Genomic DNA, 13,362 nt, shown 5'->3' with positions numbered 1-13,362 from the left:
GCATTAGCGTGGGCCATGAAGACCTCCGAGACGGGTGAAGACGGCTATCTCCACCGCACTCGGAGGTCTTCGCTTTGATCAACCACCAACCCGGCGTGTCACCAACCTCGTGACCGAGTACAGCTAGGGGCGAGGGGCGGGCTCGTCGGGCTCGAAGGTGGCGGCGAGGGCCTCGGCGAGGGCGGGGACGAGGTCGGGTCCGGCGAGGACCTCGTCGTCGGTGTCGTGGCGGCGCAGCCGGAGGGCGGAGTGCCGGGTGCCGTCCCGCAGGACGCCGACGATCATGCGGACGTCCTCGCGGGCGGGGTGGCCGGCGGCGAACTCGGCGGCCTCGGCCTCGTCCTCGGGGATCTCGTCCTCGGCCTCGGGCGGGAGCACGACCCGTTCGATGACGAGGGCGCAGCCCTCGACGGCGTCGGGCCAGGCGATGGCGGCGAGGGCGTCCTCGACGCCGGCCTTCTCGGGGAGGGCGGGCTGTTCGAGGGCGGCGAGGGTGTCGGTGTCGGGGGGCAGGCCGAGCTGGTCGGCGAGTTCGGGCTCGGCGCGGCGCAGCTCGGTGCTGCGGACGAGGGCGTAGAGGCGGGGCGCGGAGTCCCAGCCCTCCTGTGCCGAGTGACGTTCGAGGTCCAGCACGACTTCTTCCAGAAGGCTCACGGGGCCCATCTTTCCCCGTCCGGGGACCGGGAAATGCGGGAACCCCGGTGGTAGTCGGTAAGTTGCTTACACAGCACCGGCGCGCGGCCGGTGGGCCGCGATCTCGATCGGAGGGGCAATTGGCCTTCCGGACTCCCGGTTCGGGGCGCCGGTTCGGCGCCGGACGCACCCGGCCGATACTGCCGGTCCTGGTGGCGCTGGCGCTGCTGCTGGCGTTTTTCCTGGTCTTCACCGCGGTCTACACGGATCTGCTGTGGTACCGCTCGATCGGCTTCTCGACGGTGTACACGACGCGGTTGCGCGCGGAGGCGGTGCTGTTCGCCGGCGCGGGCCTGCTGATGTCGCTGGTGGTGGGCGCGAACGTGGCGGTGGCGTACCGGCTGCGCCCGGCGTACCGGCCGCTGTCGGTGGAGCAGCAGGGGCTGGAGCGGTACCGCTCGGTGATCGATCCGCGCCGGAGGCTGATCTCGCTGGGGCTGCTGCTCCTGCTGGGCGTGCTGACGGGGTCGTCGGTGGCGGGCCGGTGGCAGGTGTGGCTGGCGTTCCTGAACCGCACATCGTTCGGCGTGAAGGACCCGCAGTTCCATAAGGACGTGTCGTTCTACGTCTTCACCTATCCGTTCCTGCGGCTGGTGCTGGGCGTGGTGTTCGCGACGGTGATCCTGTCGTTCCTGGCCGCGGTGATGGTGCATTACCTGTATGGCGGTCTGCGGCTTCAGGGGCCGGGCGACAAGGCGAGCCCGCCCGCGCGCGCGCATCTGTCGGTGCTGGTGGGCCTTTTCGTGCTGCTGAAGGCGCTGGCGTACTGGCTGGACCGGTACGGGCTCGTCCATTCGGAGCGGGGCGTGACGACCGGCGCGTCCTATACCGACGTGAACGCGCTGCTGCCCGCCAAGACGATCCTGGCGGTCATCGCGCTGCTGTGCGCGGTCATGTTCTTCAGCAACCTGCTGCGGCGCGGGATGATGCTGCCGGGCGTGGGGTTCACGCTGCTGGTGCTGTCGGCGATCCTGCTGGGCGGGCTGTACCCACTGCTGATCCAGCAGTTCCAGGTGAAGCCGGACGAGCTCGCCAAGGAGCGCGGCTACATCCAGCGCAACATCGACTTCACGCGGCGGGCGTACGGGGTGGGCGGCGCGAAGGTCGTCCCGTACGGGTCGTCGCCGGTGACGGACCAGAAGCAGCTGCAGGACGAGGCGAACGGGCTGGGCGGCGTCCGCGTCCTCGACCCGAACGTCGTGGGCCCGACGTTCGAGCAGCTGCAGCGGATCCGCCCGTTCTACAAGTTCCCGGACACCCTGGACGTCGACCGCTACACGGTGGACGGCAAGACCACCGACACGGTGGTGGCGCTGCGGGAGCTGTCGGGCGCGCCGTCGGGGCAGCGCAGCTGGGTGAAGGACCGGATGGTCTACACGCACGGCTACGGGTTCGTGTCGGCCTACGGCGACCAGATGGCGCAGGGCGGGAACCCGGACTTCATCACCCGGGACATGCCGGCCTCGTCCGGTCAGCGGATCCAGGTGACGCGGCCGGAGATCTACTTCGGGGAGCGGTCGCCGCGCTACTCCGTCGCCGGCGGGAAGGGCCAGCAGGAGCTGAACTACCCGGACAACAGCCCGGACGACGGGCAGCAGAGCACCACCTACGACGGGAACGGCGGCGTCCCGATCGACTCGTTCTTCCACAAGCTGCTGTACTCGGCGAAGTTCCAGGACAAGAACCTGCTGCTGTCCGGCGCGATCAAGAAGGGCGCGCAGATCCTGTACGACCGGTCGCCGCGGGAGCGGGTGCACAAGGCGGCGCCGTGGCTGACGCTGGACGGCGACCCGTATCCGGCGGTGGTGCAGGGCCGGGTCGTGTGGATCGTGGACGGCTACACCACGTCCGGCGCGTACCCGTACTCGGAGCAGACGAGCCTGGGCGAGGCGACCCGCGACACGATCACCGACACTCGCTCGTCGGTGGCGCGGCAGGCGAACGACCACATCAACTACATGCGGAACTCGGTGAAGGCCACGGTCGACGCCTACAGCGGCGCCGTCCACCTGTACCAGTGGGACACCGAGGACCCGATCCTCAAGACGTGGATGAAGGTCTTCCCGGACACCGTCCAGAAGAAGTCGAGCATCCCGGACGACCTGCTGCAGCACTTCCGCTACCCGCAGGACCTGTTCAAGGTGCAGCGTCAGATCCTGACCAAGTACCACGTGACGGACGCGTCCGCGTTCTACAACGGCGAGGGCTTCTGGGAGGTGCCGCAGGACCCGACGACGCGGGGCAGGCTGCAGCCTCCGTACTACCAGAGCCTGAAGATGCCGGCGCCGTTCGACGGCTCGCCGGCGTTCTCCCTGACGACGGTGTTCAACCCGCGCGACAACCCGCAGCTCGCGTCGTTCATGGCGGTGGACTCCGATCCGTCGAGCCCGTACTACGGGCAGATCCGGATCCTGCAGATGCCGCGGGACGCGCAGCCGCCGGGCCCGGGGCAGGTGCAGAACTCGTTCGAGACGGACTCGCAGGTGAAGGGCGACCTGTTCGCGCTGAGGCAGGGCGGGACGAAGACCGTCGCGGGCAACCTGCTGACGATCCCGTTCGGGGGGAGCCTGCTGTACGTCGAGCCGATGTACACCAAGGCGTCCGGCGGGAAGGAGCAGCAGCCGTACCCGCTGCTCGGCAAGGTGCTGGTGCGGTACGGCACCCGGATCGCGGCGGCCGGCACGTTCGGGGACGCGTTGAAGCAGGTCCTCGGCGGGACGGGCGCGCCCGCGGTGACGGCGCCCGGGGACGGCCGGCTGACGCGGGACGAGCAGCAGGCGGTCGACGACCTGCAGAAGGCCGTGAGCGACTACGAGAAGGCCCAGCAGGAGGGCGACTACCCGGGCATGGGCGACGCCTGGAAGCGGATCAAGCGCGCGCAGGAGGCGCTGTCGGCGGCGCGGCAGGCGGGCGCGGGCCGGCCGAAGCCGACTCCGGACGCGACCCCCTCGCCGTCCGCGACGCCGTCCCCGACCGACCCGGCCGAAGCCTCGGCAGGCTGATCCCCGCCGGCCCGGCCCGGACGGAGCCGGGCGGCGGGCGGGGCCGGGCGGGCTAGCGGCGGCGTTTGCGGGCGCGGCGGATCGCGGCGGCGGCGCCGATCGCGGCGACCGTGGCGCCGGCCGCGGTCGCCATGGTGGCCTCCTTGCCGCCGACGCGGCGCCCGACCACGGCGTGCCGCCCGGCGGTCTCCTCCATCACGGCGCGGAGCGCGGCGGCGTTGTCGTAGCCCGGCTTCCACCCCGCGGCCCGCAGCCGGGCGCAGTCGACCACCCACGGGTAGGCGACGTAGTGCAGGTCCGTGGCGGGCGCCGGGGTCATGCCGAGGCGGTGCAGCCGCTGCGCCATCCCGAACGTCAGCGCGGCGGGCAGCTCGAAGGTGCGCTTGCCGGTGATCTCGGTGACCTCGTCGGGGCCGAGCCAGCCCTCGCAGCCGACCGCGACCGGGCCCTGGAGGTCCTCGGCGACGATCACCTCCAGCGCGGACGCGAGGTCCTCGACGTGGCAGAACTGCCAGCCGGGCGTGCTGCCCTTCACCGTCAGCAGCCGGGGCGCCTCGAAGTGCCGGGTGACGACGGTGTCGACGCCGGGCCCCGCGAGGGCGGCGGGCCGCACGACGGTGATCTCCAGCCCGGGGTGGGTGAGCGGCGCGGTGGCGGCCAGCTCCTCGATCTCCAGGTAGTCCCCGGCGATGCTGACGTTGGCCTCGGCGAGCAGCGGGGCGTCCTCGGGCAGCGGCACCTCGTTCCCGGGACCGGCGCCGTACACCATGGCGCTGGTGACGAGCACCACGCGGCGGACCCGGGCCGCCGCGGCGGCCGTGACGACGGTCTGCGCGCCCCGCACGTTGTGGGTGCGGCGCTCCTTCCCGTCGACGTCCGGGGAGTGCTCGACGTCCAGGTTGACGATCACGTCCACGTCGGAGAGCCGGTTCGACAGCAGCGGGTCCCGGATGTCGACGACACGCCACGTGGCGCCGGTCACGTCGCCGCGGTGCCCGTCGATGGCGACGACCTTGCGGATGTCTTCCCGTTCGGCGAGCCGGGCGGCCAGCAGCCGTCCCGCCCCGGAGGCCGCACCGGTGACGGCGACGACCGGGGCCTTGCTACGCCGAGGGCGAACCTTGCCCGTTGCCACGGAGGTGCCCCCTTCCTTGAGTACGCGACCTTGCCGGGACCGGCTAACGTTGCGGATATGAGCCCATCATGCATCCCAGGGGCGAACCGATGAGTGACACTCCCTTCGGCTTCAACCGTCCCGGCGACGGAGACGACGACAGTCCCCAGGATCCATTCAAGGGCATGGGCGGCGACATGGCGCAGTTCGCCGACATGCTGCACCGGTTCGCGGACATGATCGGCGCGCAGGGGCAGGGCGGCGCGTCCGGCGGCCCGCTGAACTGGGACCTGGCCAAGAACATCGCCCGGCACCAGGTGGTCGAGCAGGGCGACCCGTCGATCGTGGACGCCGAGCGGCGCCAGGTCGAGGAGGCGCTGCGGCTGGCCGACCTGTGGCTGGACGAGGGCACCACGCTGCCCGCCGGCATCCGCTCGCCGAAGGCGTGGAGCCGGTCGGAGTGGATCGAGCAGACGCTGCCGGTGTGGGCGAAGGTCTGCGACCCGATCGCGTCCCGCATGGTCGAGTCGATGGGCGGCGCCCTCGGCGGCGCCGGCGAGATGCCCGCCGAGATGCAGGCGATGGCCGGCCCGCTGATCGGGATGGTCAAGCAGATGGCCGGCGCGATGGTCGGCGGCCAGGCGGGGCAGGCGCTCGGCGCGCTGGCCCGCGAGGTGACCGGTTCGGCGGACGTGGGGCTGCCGCTGGCGCCCGACGGCGTCGGCGCGCTGCTGCCCGCGGGGGTCGAGGCGTTCGGCTCCGGCCTGGAGGTCTCCGAGGACGAGGTCCGGCTGTACCTGGCGCTGCGGGAGGCCGCGCACCAGCGGCTGTTCGCGCACGTGCCGTGGCTGCGGGCGCACCTGCTCGGCGCCGTCGAGGAGTACGCGCGGGGCATCACCGTCGACCTGTCGGGCATCGAGCAGGCCGTCCAGGGGCTCGACCTGAGCAACCCGGAGGCGATCCAGGAGGCGCTGGGCGGCGAGATCCAGCTGCAGCCCGAGGAGACGCCCCGGCAGAAGGCGGCGCTCGCCCGGCTGGAGACCACGCTCGCACTGGTCGAGGGCTGGGTCGACACCGTGGTCAACGAGGTCGCCGAGGGGCGGCTGCCCGAGTCGGTGAAGCTGGCCGAGGCGGTGCGGCGGCGCCGCGCGACGGGCGGCCCGGCGGAGCGGACGTTCGCGACGCTGGTCGGCCTGGAGCTGCGGCCGCGGCGGCTGCGCGAGGCCGCGGCGCTGTGGCGCAAGCTGACGGAGGCGCGGGGCACGCAGGGCCGGGACGCGGTCTGGGAGCACCCCGACCTGCTGCCGACGGCCGACGATCTCGACGACCCGGACGGCTTCGTCCACGGCCGGGAGATCGAGGGGCTGTCCGACCTCGACCTGACCAACCTGACCACGGCGGCCGAGGAGGGCGACTCCGAGGCCGGCGAGAAGCCCGAGGCGAAGCCCGGCGACGGGACCGGCGAGAAGCCGGATGACGAGCCCGGCGACCCCGGCGAGGGGGACGCGGGGTCCGGCGGCCAGGGGCCGCGGTCGTGAGCGGCACGCGCGTGCCGCACGCGTCCCGGGTGAACGGCTGCCGGTACGAGCCGGGGTCGTCCACGAACGTGATCCGGCGGCGGGTCGCGCGGGAGAGCCTGTGCTGGCAGCGGCCCGTGGACCAGGAGCGGCGCCGCCGGCATCCCGCCAGCTCGCCCTACGCCCGCGCCAACCGCACGTGACCGCGCCGCCCGCCACGGCCCCGCTGTACGCCGACGCCTTCGAGGTCCTGGCGTCCTGGAAGGCGCCCGACGCGGACCAGGAACGGCTGCGCCGGGAGTTCCTGCGGCATCTCGAGGAGCATCCGGCGGACGGGATGTGGCGGGAGTGCGCCGGCGCGCACATCACGGCCAGCACGGCGGTGCTCGACGCGTCGGGGTCCCGGATCCTGCTGACGCTGCACTCCAAGATCAAGGCGTGGCTGCAGCTCGGCGGGCACTGCGAGCCCGGCGACACGACGCTGGCCGGCGCGGCGCTGCGGGAGGCGACGGAGGAGTCCGGCATCCCGGACCTGCGGCCGCTGCCGGGGCCCGTCCAGCTGGACCGGCACCGGGTGCGCTGCCATCCGGAGGGGACATGGCATCTCGACGTCCAGTACGTCGTGATCGCTCCGGAGGGCGCGCGGCACGTGGTGTCGGACGAGTCGGACGACCTGGCATGGTTCCCCGTCGACGACCTCCCCGCCGACACCGACGACGCCCTGCGCCGCCTGGCCGCCCGCGCGGTGCGGCGTTAGCGGCCGGGAGCCGGCGGAGGGGTGTTAGCGGAGCGGCGAGCCTTCGAGGAGGGCCCGCGTGTTGTCCCAGCCTTCCAGGCCGGGGTCGAGAGAGCGCAGGTCGTCGGGGGTGCGGATGCGGTGCCAGCCGGGCCCCTGCGGAACGAGTCCGGGGCGCGGGGTGGCGGCGCGGAGCCGGGCGAGCGCGTCCGGGGCGTCGAGCACGGTGCCGGGTCCGTCGAGCACGGTGCCGGGGGCGTCGAGCACGGTCGCGAGCCAGGCGGGCAGCGGCAGGCGGGCGGCGAGCGCGACGAGCCCGTTGCCGCCGGCGGCCTGGCAGGCGGCGGCGGGCGCGCTGCCGAGGGCGCGGAACAGCTTGCCGAGCAGCAGCGGCGGCAGGTCGGGGGCGTCCGGGACGATCAGCGCGGCCTCGCGCGCGCCGAGCGCGTGCAGGGCGGCGAAGGCGGCGGCGGGGGCGGGGTCGCGGACGATCGGCGTGCCCGGCCAGGTGATCGCCTCGGCGTCCGCGGGGCCGTCCGGGTCGACGACGAGCGCGGCCGTCACGAACTCCAGGCCGGCGGCGACCTCGTAGACGTCCTCGAGCATGGCCAGCCGGAACTCGGCGTCGTCCACCCCGGGGGGAGCGGCGGACGGGCCGGACGGGTCGTACGGCAGGACCGCGGCGCAGCGGTCTCCGAGCGGGTTCCCGGGCAGGGTCACCCGGCGACCTCGTGGGGGAATCCGTCGCCGTGCAGGCCGTCGCCGTGGTGCATGCCGTCGTCGTGCGCGGGCTCCTCGTCGGGGGCGTCCGCCTCCAGCGGCAGGTGCGCGGCGGCGGCGACGCCCTCCAGGTACCCGCGGGCCCGGTCGGCCTTGGGGTAGTTGCCGACGAGCTGCCAGAAGTCGGCGCCGTGCCCGGGGATCAGCAGGTGCGCCAGCTCGTGGATCAGCACGTAGTCGACGACCCAGGACGGCATGCCGCGCAGCCGGGTGGACAGCCGGATCGTGCCGTCGTCGGGGGTGCAGGATCCCCAGCGGGTGCGCTGGTTGGCGACCCAGCGGACGCTGACCGGGTCGGCGCGGCCGTCCAGGTAGCGGCGGGACAGCTCGTGGGCGCGCGACTCGAGGGCGGCGTCGGAGGGGCGGCGGCGGCGCTCGCGCTCCTCCAGCCGTTCCAGGATGGTGGCGATCCACTGCTCCTCTTCGGCCTTGCTGAGCCTGGAGGGCACCATCACCACCACCTTGTCCCCGTCGCGGTAGGCGGACACGGTCCGGCGGCGCCTGGTGCTGCGGCGGACCTCAACGTTAGGGGGCACGGCGCAACCGTACCCAAAATTTTGCGTCCTCCACAGGGGGTGTTTTACGTCAGCCCAGGTCAGAGCCCATCTTTTGGTGGAGCCTCAGCTGGTTTCCACAGCCCGTTCACGCGCCGGTGAAGCGCGGGGAACGCTTCTCCCGCTGGGCGGTCAGTCCCTCGATCATGTCCTCGGACGCCATCGTGACGGGCTGGGCGAGCGATTCCCAGCGCAGGGCGGCGTCCATGCCGGCGTGCCCGCCGTCCGCCAGGGCGACCTTGGTGAGCCGGGTCGCGATGGGCGCGTTGGCGGCGATCCGCTCGGCGATCTCGAGGGTCCTGGCCAGCACGTCCTCGCGGGGGAACGCCTGGTTGACCAGGCCGTGCCGGGCGGCCTCGGCGCCGGTGAGGACGCGTCCGGCCAGCAGCATCTCGCGGGCCAGCGGCAGCCCGGCGACCTCGGGGAACAGCCAGGTGGCGGCCATGCCGGGGTGCAGTCCGAGCGCGGTGAACGGGGCGAGCAGCTTGGCGTCCTCGGCGGCGTAGCGCAGGTCGCAGGCCAGGGCGAGGCACAGCCCGGCGCCGACGGCGTGCCCGTTGACGGCGGCGATCGTGGGGACCTCGAGGCTCCGGATCGTCAGCCACGTCCGGTAGAACGCGAGCATCCGGTCGCGGAGCGCGGGGACGGCGACGGCGTTGGTGTCGGCGAGCCAGGACAGGTCGCCGCCGGAGCTGAACGCGGAGCCGGCCCCGGTGAGCACCACGCAGCGCAGCCCGGAGTCGCCGCGCAGGTCCGCGACGGCCTGCTGGTAGGCGGCGGTCATCTCGTCGGACATCGCGTTGCGCCGGGCGGGGTCGTTCAGCGTCAGGACGGCGATCCCGTCGGGACGGCGCTCGACCCGCAGCACCTCGGGCTGTTCTCCGGACATGGCTCCGCACCGTACCCTGCGGCGCGTGCGGCGCGTTCACGCGCCCCCTCCGGGGCGGCGAATCGGGCCGCGTCCGGCCGCGCGAAATGCGTGAGAAAGCGCACACTTACCGAAGAAGTGCAGGTCACAGCGTTTCCCGTTGACGCGGTTTCCGGATTTGGTCCCCGGTCGTTGTGGCGCGAACAACAGCCGATCACGGACAATGGTCGGCGTGAGCGATCTTCCCCGCCGCGCGGTGACGCGGTCAGCAAAGCTGGCGTCCCTCCCCCTCGGCTTCGCGGGGCGCACCGCCCTCGGCATCGGGAAGCGGACCATCGGCCGGCCCGCCGAGGCCGTCGCCATGGAGATCCAGACGCGCACCGCCGAGCAGCTGTTCAAGGTGCTCGGCGAGCTCAAGGGCGGCGCGATGAAGCTCGGCCAGATGCTGTCGATCTTCGAGGCGGCGCTGCCGCCGGAGATCGCCGGGCCGTACCGCGCCACCCTCACCCGGCTGCAGGAGGCCGCTCCCCCGCTGCCCGCCTCGACCGTCCACAAGGTCCTCGCCGAGGCGCTCGGCGAGGACTGGCGCGACAGCTTCACCTCGTTCGACGACAAGCCCGCCGCCGCCGCGTCCATCGGCCAGGTGCACCGCGCCGTGTGGGCCGACGGCCGCCCCGTCGCGGTGAAGGTGCAGTACCCCGGCGCCGGCAAGGCGCTGATCAGCGACTTCAACCAGCTCGCCCGGCTCGGCCGGCTGTTCGGCGTCCTCATGCCGGGCCTGGACGTCAAGTCGATGCTGGCCGAGCTGAAGGAACGGGTCGTCGAGGAGCTCGACTACACCATCGAGGCCGAGTCCCAGACGATCATCCGGGACGCCTACCTCGACGACCCCGACTTCTCCATCCCCGAGGTCATCGCCCAGTCCGGCGACGTGCTGGTCACCGAGTGGATGGAGGGCACCCCGCTCTCGAAGATCATCAGCGACGGCGACCAGGAGACCCGGAACCACGCGGCGCTGCTGTACTGCCGGTTCCTGCTGTCGGGGCCGAAGCGGTCCGGGATGCTGCACGGCGACCCGCACCCCGGCAACTTCCGGCTGCTGGACGACGGCCGGCTCGGCGTGCTCGACTTCGGCGCCGTCGACCGCATCCCCGGCGGCTTCCAGCGGCGGCTCGGGCTGCTGCTGCGGATCGGCACGATGGCCGACATCGACGAGATCGAGGACGCCCTGCGCGAGGAGGACTTCATCCGCGAGGGCGTGGAGGTCGACGCCGAGGAGCTGCAGGCGTTCCTCGCCCCGATCACCGAGCCGTTCGTCACCGAGACCTTCAAGTTCAACCGGGAATGGCTGCGCGACATGGCCGCCCGCGTCACCGACCTGCGCCCGACCAACGTCGTCCGGCAGCTCAACCTGCCGCCCGAGTACGTGATCATCCACCGGGTGCTGTCGGCCGGCACCGGCGTGCTGTGCCAGCTGGAGTGCGAGATCCCGGCCCGCGCCGAATCGCTGAAGTGGGTGCCCGGCTTCGCCGACGACGAGGACGAGGAACTCGTCACCGGCTGATTGTCGCCTGGAGCGGAGCGGAAGGCGACGGTCAGCCGCCATTGCCGGGGGGGCGTGGGGGGTCATCCCCCCACCGGAATGCTGGCCGGAAGAGCGTGAAGAACGGCGGGCCCCGCTCGCGCTGATGAGGCGCGGGCGGGGCCCGTCGTGGTGCGTCCGGCGAGTGGGAGGCCGGAGCACCGGTGTCCGCCGGGAGGCGCGCCCTGGATTCAGGTGGCGCCCGCCGAAACCATCCAAGAAGCGGCGGGCCGGCGCCCTGCGACCGGCGGACCGGAGGTGGTCATCGGTGGTTCTTCGACACGTGCGCGTCGGCGTCACGGGACGCGGTGGGCGCGAGCAGCACCCGCCGCACGCGCGACGCCCTCGTCTGCGCCTCCCGGCGCGCGCGCCGCAGGGCGCGCACGCGGGCGGCGAGCTCGTCGGGCACGGCCACGGGTATTCGTTCCCGGGACAGGTCCTGGCTGAGCAACGTCATCTCGTTCTCCCCGGCCGCCCGGAGGCGCGGTCCCCGCGCGGGGACCGCGCCTCTGGGCTCGATACGGCCGAACTTCGTCGGTACGGCGGACACGGTCGGCATCAGGGCCTCACACGGCCGCTTCGTCCGGGAGCGGGTGCTTGCGCGGGCGGCCGCGGGGCCGCTTGCGCGCGACGATCACGCCGCGGACGAAGAGCTCGCCGCCCCAGACGCCCCACGGCTCCTGGCGCTCGAGCGCACCGGCGAGGCACTCCTTGCGGAGCGGGCACTCCAGGCACAGCGCCTTGGCGAGCTCGACGTCGGCGGGCGCCTCGGCGAAGAACAGCTCGGGGTCGGTCCGGCACGGAAGAGTGAGGTCCTCCTCGCTGATGGCGAGAGCCCCCTGCATCACAGTCACCCTGGTTCCTCTCGTTGGATCTCAACGGGCGTGTCGGTTGGGTCGTCCGGGCAAAGAAGAAGGCCGCGGATCCGGTATCGGATCCGCGGCCTGGGGGCTCGCCGGTGTCTTGCTAGACCGGTCGCCTCCAGGGATACGGACCCGACACGCCACCCGCCGGGGTGGCGCCCATGTGGGCCGTGGCCGGAGCCTGGGACGTCATGCCTTCGGATGCGAAGACACTCCACCCCTGCTCGTCCTGGATTCGCTGCTCAAGGCGCAGATCACGTAGATCGCGCAGACGGGTGCCGTCGACGCGGAGCCGCTCGCCGGCCGCATTGGCCGACGGGGCGACGCCGAGACGGGCCGGTCCGCCGGGCTTCACGCCGAGCGGGGTCCGGACACACGAGACGGAATACGCGTTCGAGGCGCCGGGGCATGCCGCGGTCCAGGACGACAGCGATTTCATCGACGTGTTGATCACCGGACTGCACACCACCTCTCTGGCTCCTCGGGCCGGGGCCGGCGGATTCAAGATCCACACCGGTCGGCCGGTTGATTGCTCGCGACGAGCGTACGGGGACTTCGCCGAAGCAATCAAGGTATTTTTGACCTGCGGTTTTGTGGGTGACTTCACCCTCGTTCCCCGGAACCGGCGCCGCTCGCGCGGCGTCGAAACTCCCGGGAGCGCCTTACAAGACGATCATCGCATACGGGGCGCGCCGCGTCCCGTCATCCCTCGCGTCCGGAGTCGGACACGCGGATGAGTCCCTCCTGCATCACCGACACCACCAGCTCCCCGGAGCGGGTGAACACCTGGCCGCGGGCCAAGCCCCGCGCGCCCCCGGCGAACGGGGTGTCCTGGTAGTACAGCAGCCAGTCGTCGGCGCGGAACGGCCGGTGGAACCACATCGCGTGGTCCAGGCTGGCGCCCATCGTCCGCTGGTCGCCCCAGGCCAGCCCGTGGTTGAGCAGGACGGTGTCGAGCAGCGTCATGTCCGAGGCGTAGGTCATCAGGCAGACGTGCAGCAGCGGGTCGTCGGGCAGGTCCCCGATCACCTTCAGCCACACCACCGACTCCGGCGAGGCGAGCGCCGGGTCCTTGGCCGCCTCCCAGGTCAGCGGCGTCGCGTGCCGCACGTCGAACGGCCGCCTGTCGACGAAGGCGCGCGCGCCCGCCTCACCGAACAGCGGGGTCAACCGGGCCAGCGAGTCCGGCAGCGTCTCCGGGTCGGGGGCGTCCGGCATCGGCGCGTGGTGCGCCGGGCCGTCCTCGACGATCTGGAACGACGCCGACAGCGTGAAGATCGCCTTGCCGTGCTGGATGGCGCTGACGCGGCGGGTCGTGAAGGACCGGCCGTCGCGGACCCGGTCGACGGTGTAGACGATCGGGACGAGCGGGTCGCCGGGCCGGATGAAGTAGGCGTGCAGCGAGTGCACCGGCCGGTTCACCGGAACGGTCCGTCCGGCGGCGACCAGTGCCTGCCCCGCCACCTGCCCGCCGAAGACACGCTGCCGGCGCTCCTCGGGGCTGCGGCCGCGGAAGATGTCGTTCTCGATCTGCTCGAGATCCAGCAGGTCCAGCAGTGCCTTCAGGGAATCGCTCACGGCCGCCAGTCTTCCCTATACACCCCTGTGAGCGGCGTCTCACCCCCAGGTCACCCCTCCGAGCGCGCCGCTCCC

14 protein-coding genes are annotated in these 13,362 nt (G+C 72.6%); 5 read left to right on the top strand and 9 right to left on the bottom strand.

Annotated features, from left to right (window positions below):
* Nucleotides 1-123: 123 nt before the first annotated feature.
* Nucleotides 124-663 (bottom strand): PPA1309 family protein, encoded by a 540-nt coding sequence (locus J4557_RS14975; RefSeq protein WP_190852688.1) that lies wholly within the window; start codon nt 661-663, stop codon nt 124-126.
* 110 nt (nt 664-773) lie between these two features.
* Here J4557_RS14975 and J4557_RS14970 point away from each other — a divergent pair, with 110 nt between their 5' ends.
* Nucleotides 774-3,695, top strand: coding sequence for a UPF0182 family membrane protein (locus J4557_RS14970; protein WP_208267104.1), 2,922 nt, complete (start codon nt 774-776; stop codon nt 3,693-3,695).
* 52 nt (nt 3,696-3,747) lie between these two features.
* Here the strand turns inward: J4557_RS14970 and J4557_RS14965 are convergent, their stop codons facing one another.
* Nucleotides 3,748-4,830 (bottom strand): NAD-dependent epimerase/dehydratase family protein, encoded by a 1,083-nt coding sequence (locus J4557_RS14965; RefSeq protein ID WP_208267103.1) that lies wholly within the window; start codon nt 4,828-4,830, stop codon nt 3,748-3,750.
* Nucleotides 4,831-4,919: 89 nt separating this feature from the next.
* On the opposite strand from J4557_RS14965, the gene J4557_RS14960 reads away from it, so the two are divergent.
* From J4557_RS14960 to J4557_RS14955, 3 genes are read left to right on the top strand one after another with little or no spacing between them, the layout of a single operon-like run.
* A complete protein-coding gene (locus J4557_RS14960) occupies nt 4,920-6,347 on the top strand; it encodes a zinc-dependent metalloprotease (protein ID WP_208267102.1) in 1,428 nt (475 codons plus the stop codon).
* The gene (locus tag J4557_RS49600; protein WP_190852697.1) at nt 6,344-6,529 is read left to right on the top strand and encodes a hypothetical protein; all 186 of its coding nucleotides are present in this window, start codon (nt 6,344-6,346) and stop codon (nt 6,527-6,529) included. The genes J4557_RS14960 and J4557_RS49600 overlap by 4 nt, the downstream gene beginning before the upstream one ends.
* Complete coding sequence (locus J4557_RS14955) at nt 6,526-7,083, top strand: NUDIX hydrolase (protein ID WP_307799806.1); 558 nt, start codon at nt 6,526-6,528, stop codon at nt 7,081-7,083. The genes J4557_RS49600 and J4557_RS14955 overlap by 4 nt, the downstream gene beginning before the upstream one ends.
* 24 nt (nt 7,084-7,107) lie before the next feature.
* On the opposite strand, the gene J4557_RS14950 is transcribed toward J4557_RS14955, so the two are convergent.
* The 3 genes from J4557_RS14950 to J4557_RS14940 all read right to left on the bottom strand — a co-directional run bounded on the left by J4557_RS14950 (nt 7,108) and on the right by J4557_RS14940 (nt 9,285).
* The gene (locus J4557_RS14950; protein ID WP_307799805.1) at nt 7,108-7,782 is read right to left on the bottom strand and encodes a hypothetical protein; all 675 of its coding nucleotides are present in this window, start codon (nt 7,780-7,782) and stop codon (nt 7,108-7,110) included.
* Entirely contained in the window at nt 7,779-8,330 is a 552-nt protein-coding gene (locus tag J4557_RS14945; RefSeq protein WP_208267139.1) for a M48 metallopeptidase family protein, read from the bottom strand. The genes J4557_RS14950 and J4557_RS14945 overlap by 4 nt, the downstream gene beginning before the upstream one ends.
* A 154-nt stretch (nt 8,331-8,484) precedes the next feature.
* Nucleotides 8,485-9,285 (bottom strand): enoyl-CoA hydratase/isomerase family protein, encoded by an 801-nt coding sequence (locus tag J4557_RS14940; protein WP_208267100.1) that lies wholly within the window; start codon nt 9,283-9,285, stop codon nt 8,485-8,487.
* 211 nt (nt 9,286-9,496) lie between these two features.
* Here J4557_RS14940 and J4557_RS14935 point away from each other — a divergent pair, with 211 nt between their 5' ends.
* A complete protein-coding gene (locus J4557_RS14935) occupies nt 9,497-10,828 on the top strand; it encodes an ABC1 kinase family protein (RefSeq protein WP_307799803.1) in 1,332 nt (443 codons plus the stop codon).
* Between the two features lie 280 nt (nt 10,829-11,108).
* Here J4557_RS14935 and J4557_RS14930 read toward each other — a convergent pair whose 3' ends face one another.
* The 4 genes from J4557_RS14930 to tesB all read right to left on the bottom strand — a co-directional run bounded on the left by J4557_RS14930 (nt 11,109) and on the right by tesB (nt 13,287).
* Nucleotides 11,109-11,303, bottom strand: coding sequence for a hypothetical protein (locus tag J4557_RS14930; RefSeq protein WP_208267098.1), 195 nt, complete (start codon nt 11,301-11,303; stop codon nt 11,109-11,111).
* Between the two features lie 109 nt (nt 11,304-11,412).
* The gene (locus J4557_RS14925; protein ID WP_190852706.1) at nt 11,413-11,691 is read right to left on the bottom strand and encodes a WhiB family transcriptional regulator; all 279 of its coding nucleotides are present in this window, start codon (nt 11,689-11,691) and stop codon (nt 11,413-11,415) included.
* A 121-nt stretch (nt 11,692-11,812) separates the two neighbouring features.
* Entirely contained in the window at nt 11,813-12,163 is a 351-nt protein-coding gene (locus tag J4557_RS14920; protein ID WP_208267097.1) for a hypothetical protein, read from the bottom strand.
* 248 nt (nt 12,164-12,411) lie between these two features.
* The gene (gene tesB / locus J4557_RS14915) at nt 12,412-13,287 is read right to left on the bottom strand and encodes an acyl-CoA thioesterase II (RefSeq protein ID WP_208267096.1); all 876 of its coding nucleotides are present in this window, start codon (nt 13,285-13,287) and stop codon (nt 12,412-12,414) included.
* Nucleotides 13,288-13,362: the final 75 nt, after the last annotated feature.

This window comes from Actinomadura nitritigenes, assembly GCF_017573545.1.
Taxonomy (GTDB): Bacteria; Actinomycetota; Actinomycetes; order Streptosporangiales; family Streptosporangiaceae; genus Spirillospora; species Spirillospora nitritigenes.
This window is presented reverse-complemented; position numbering and strand designations above follow the sequence as displayed.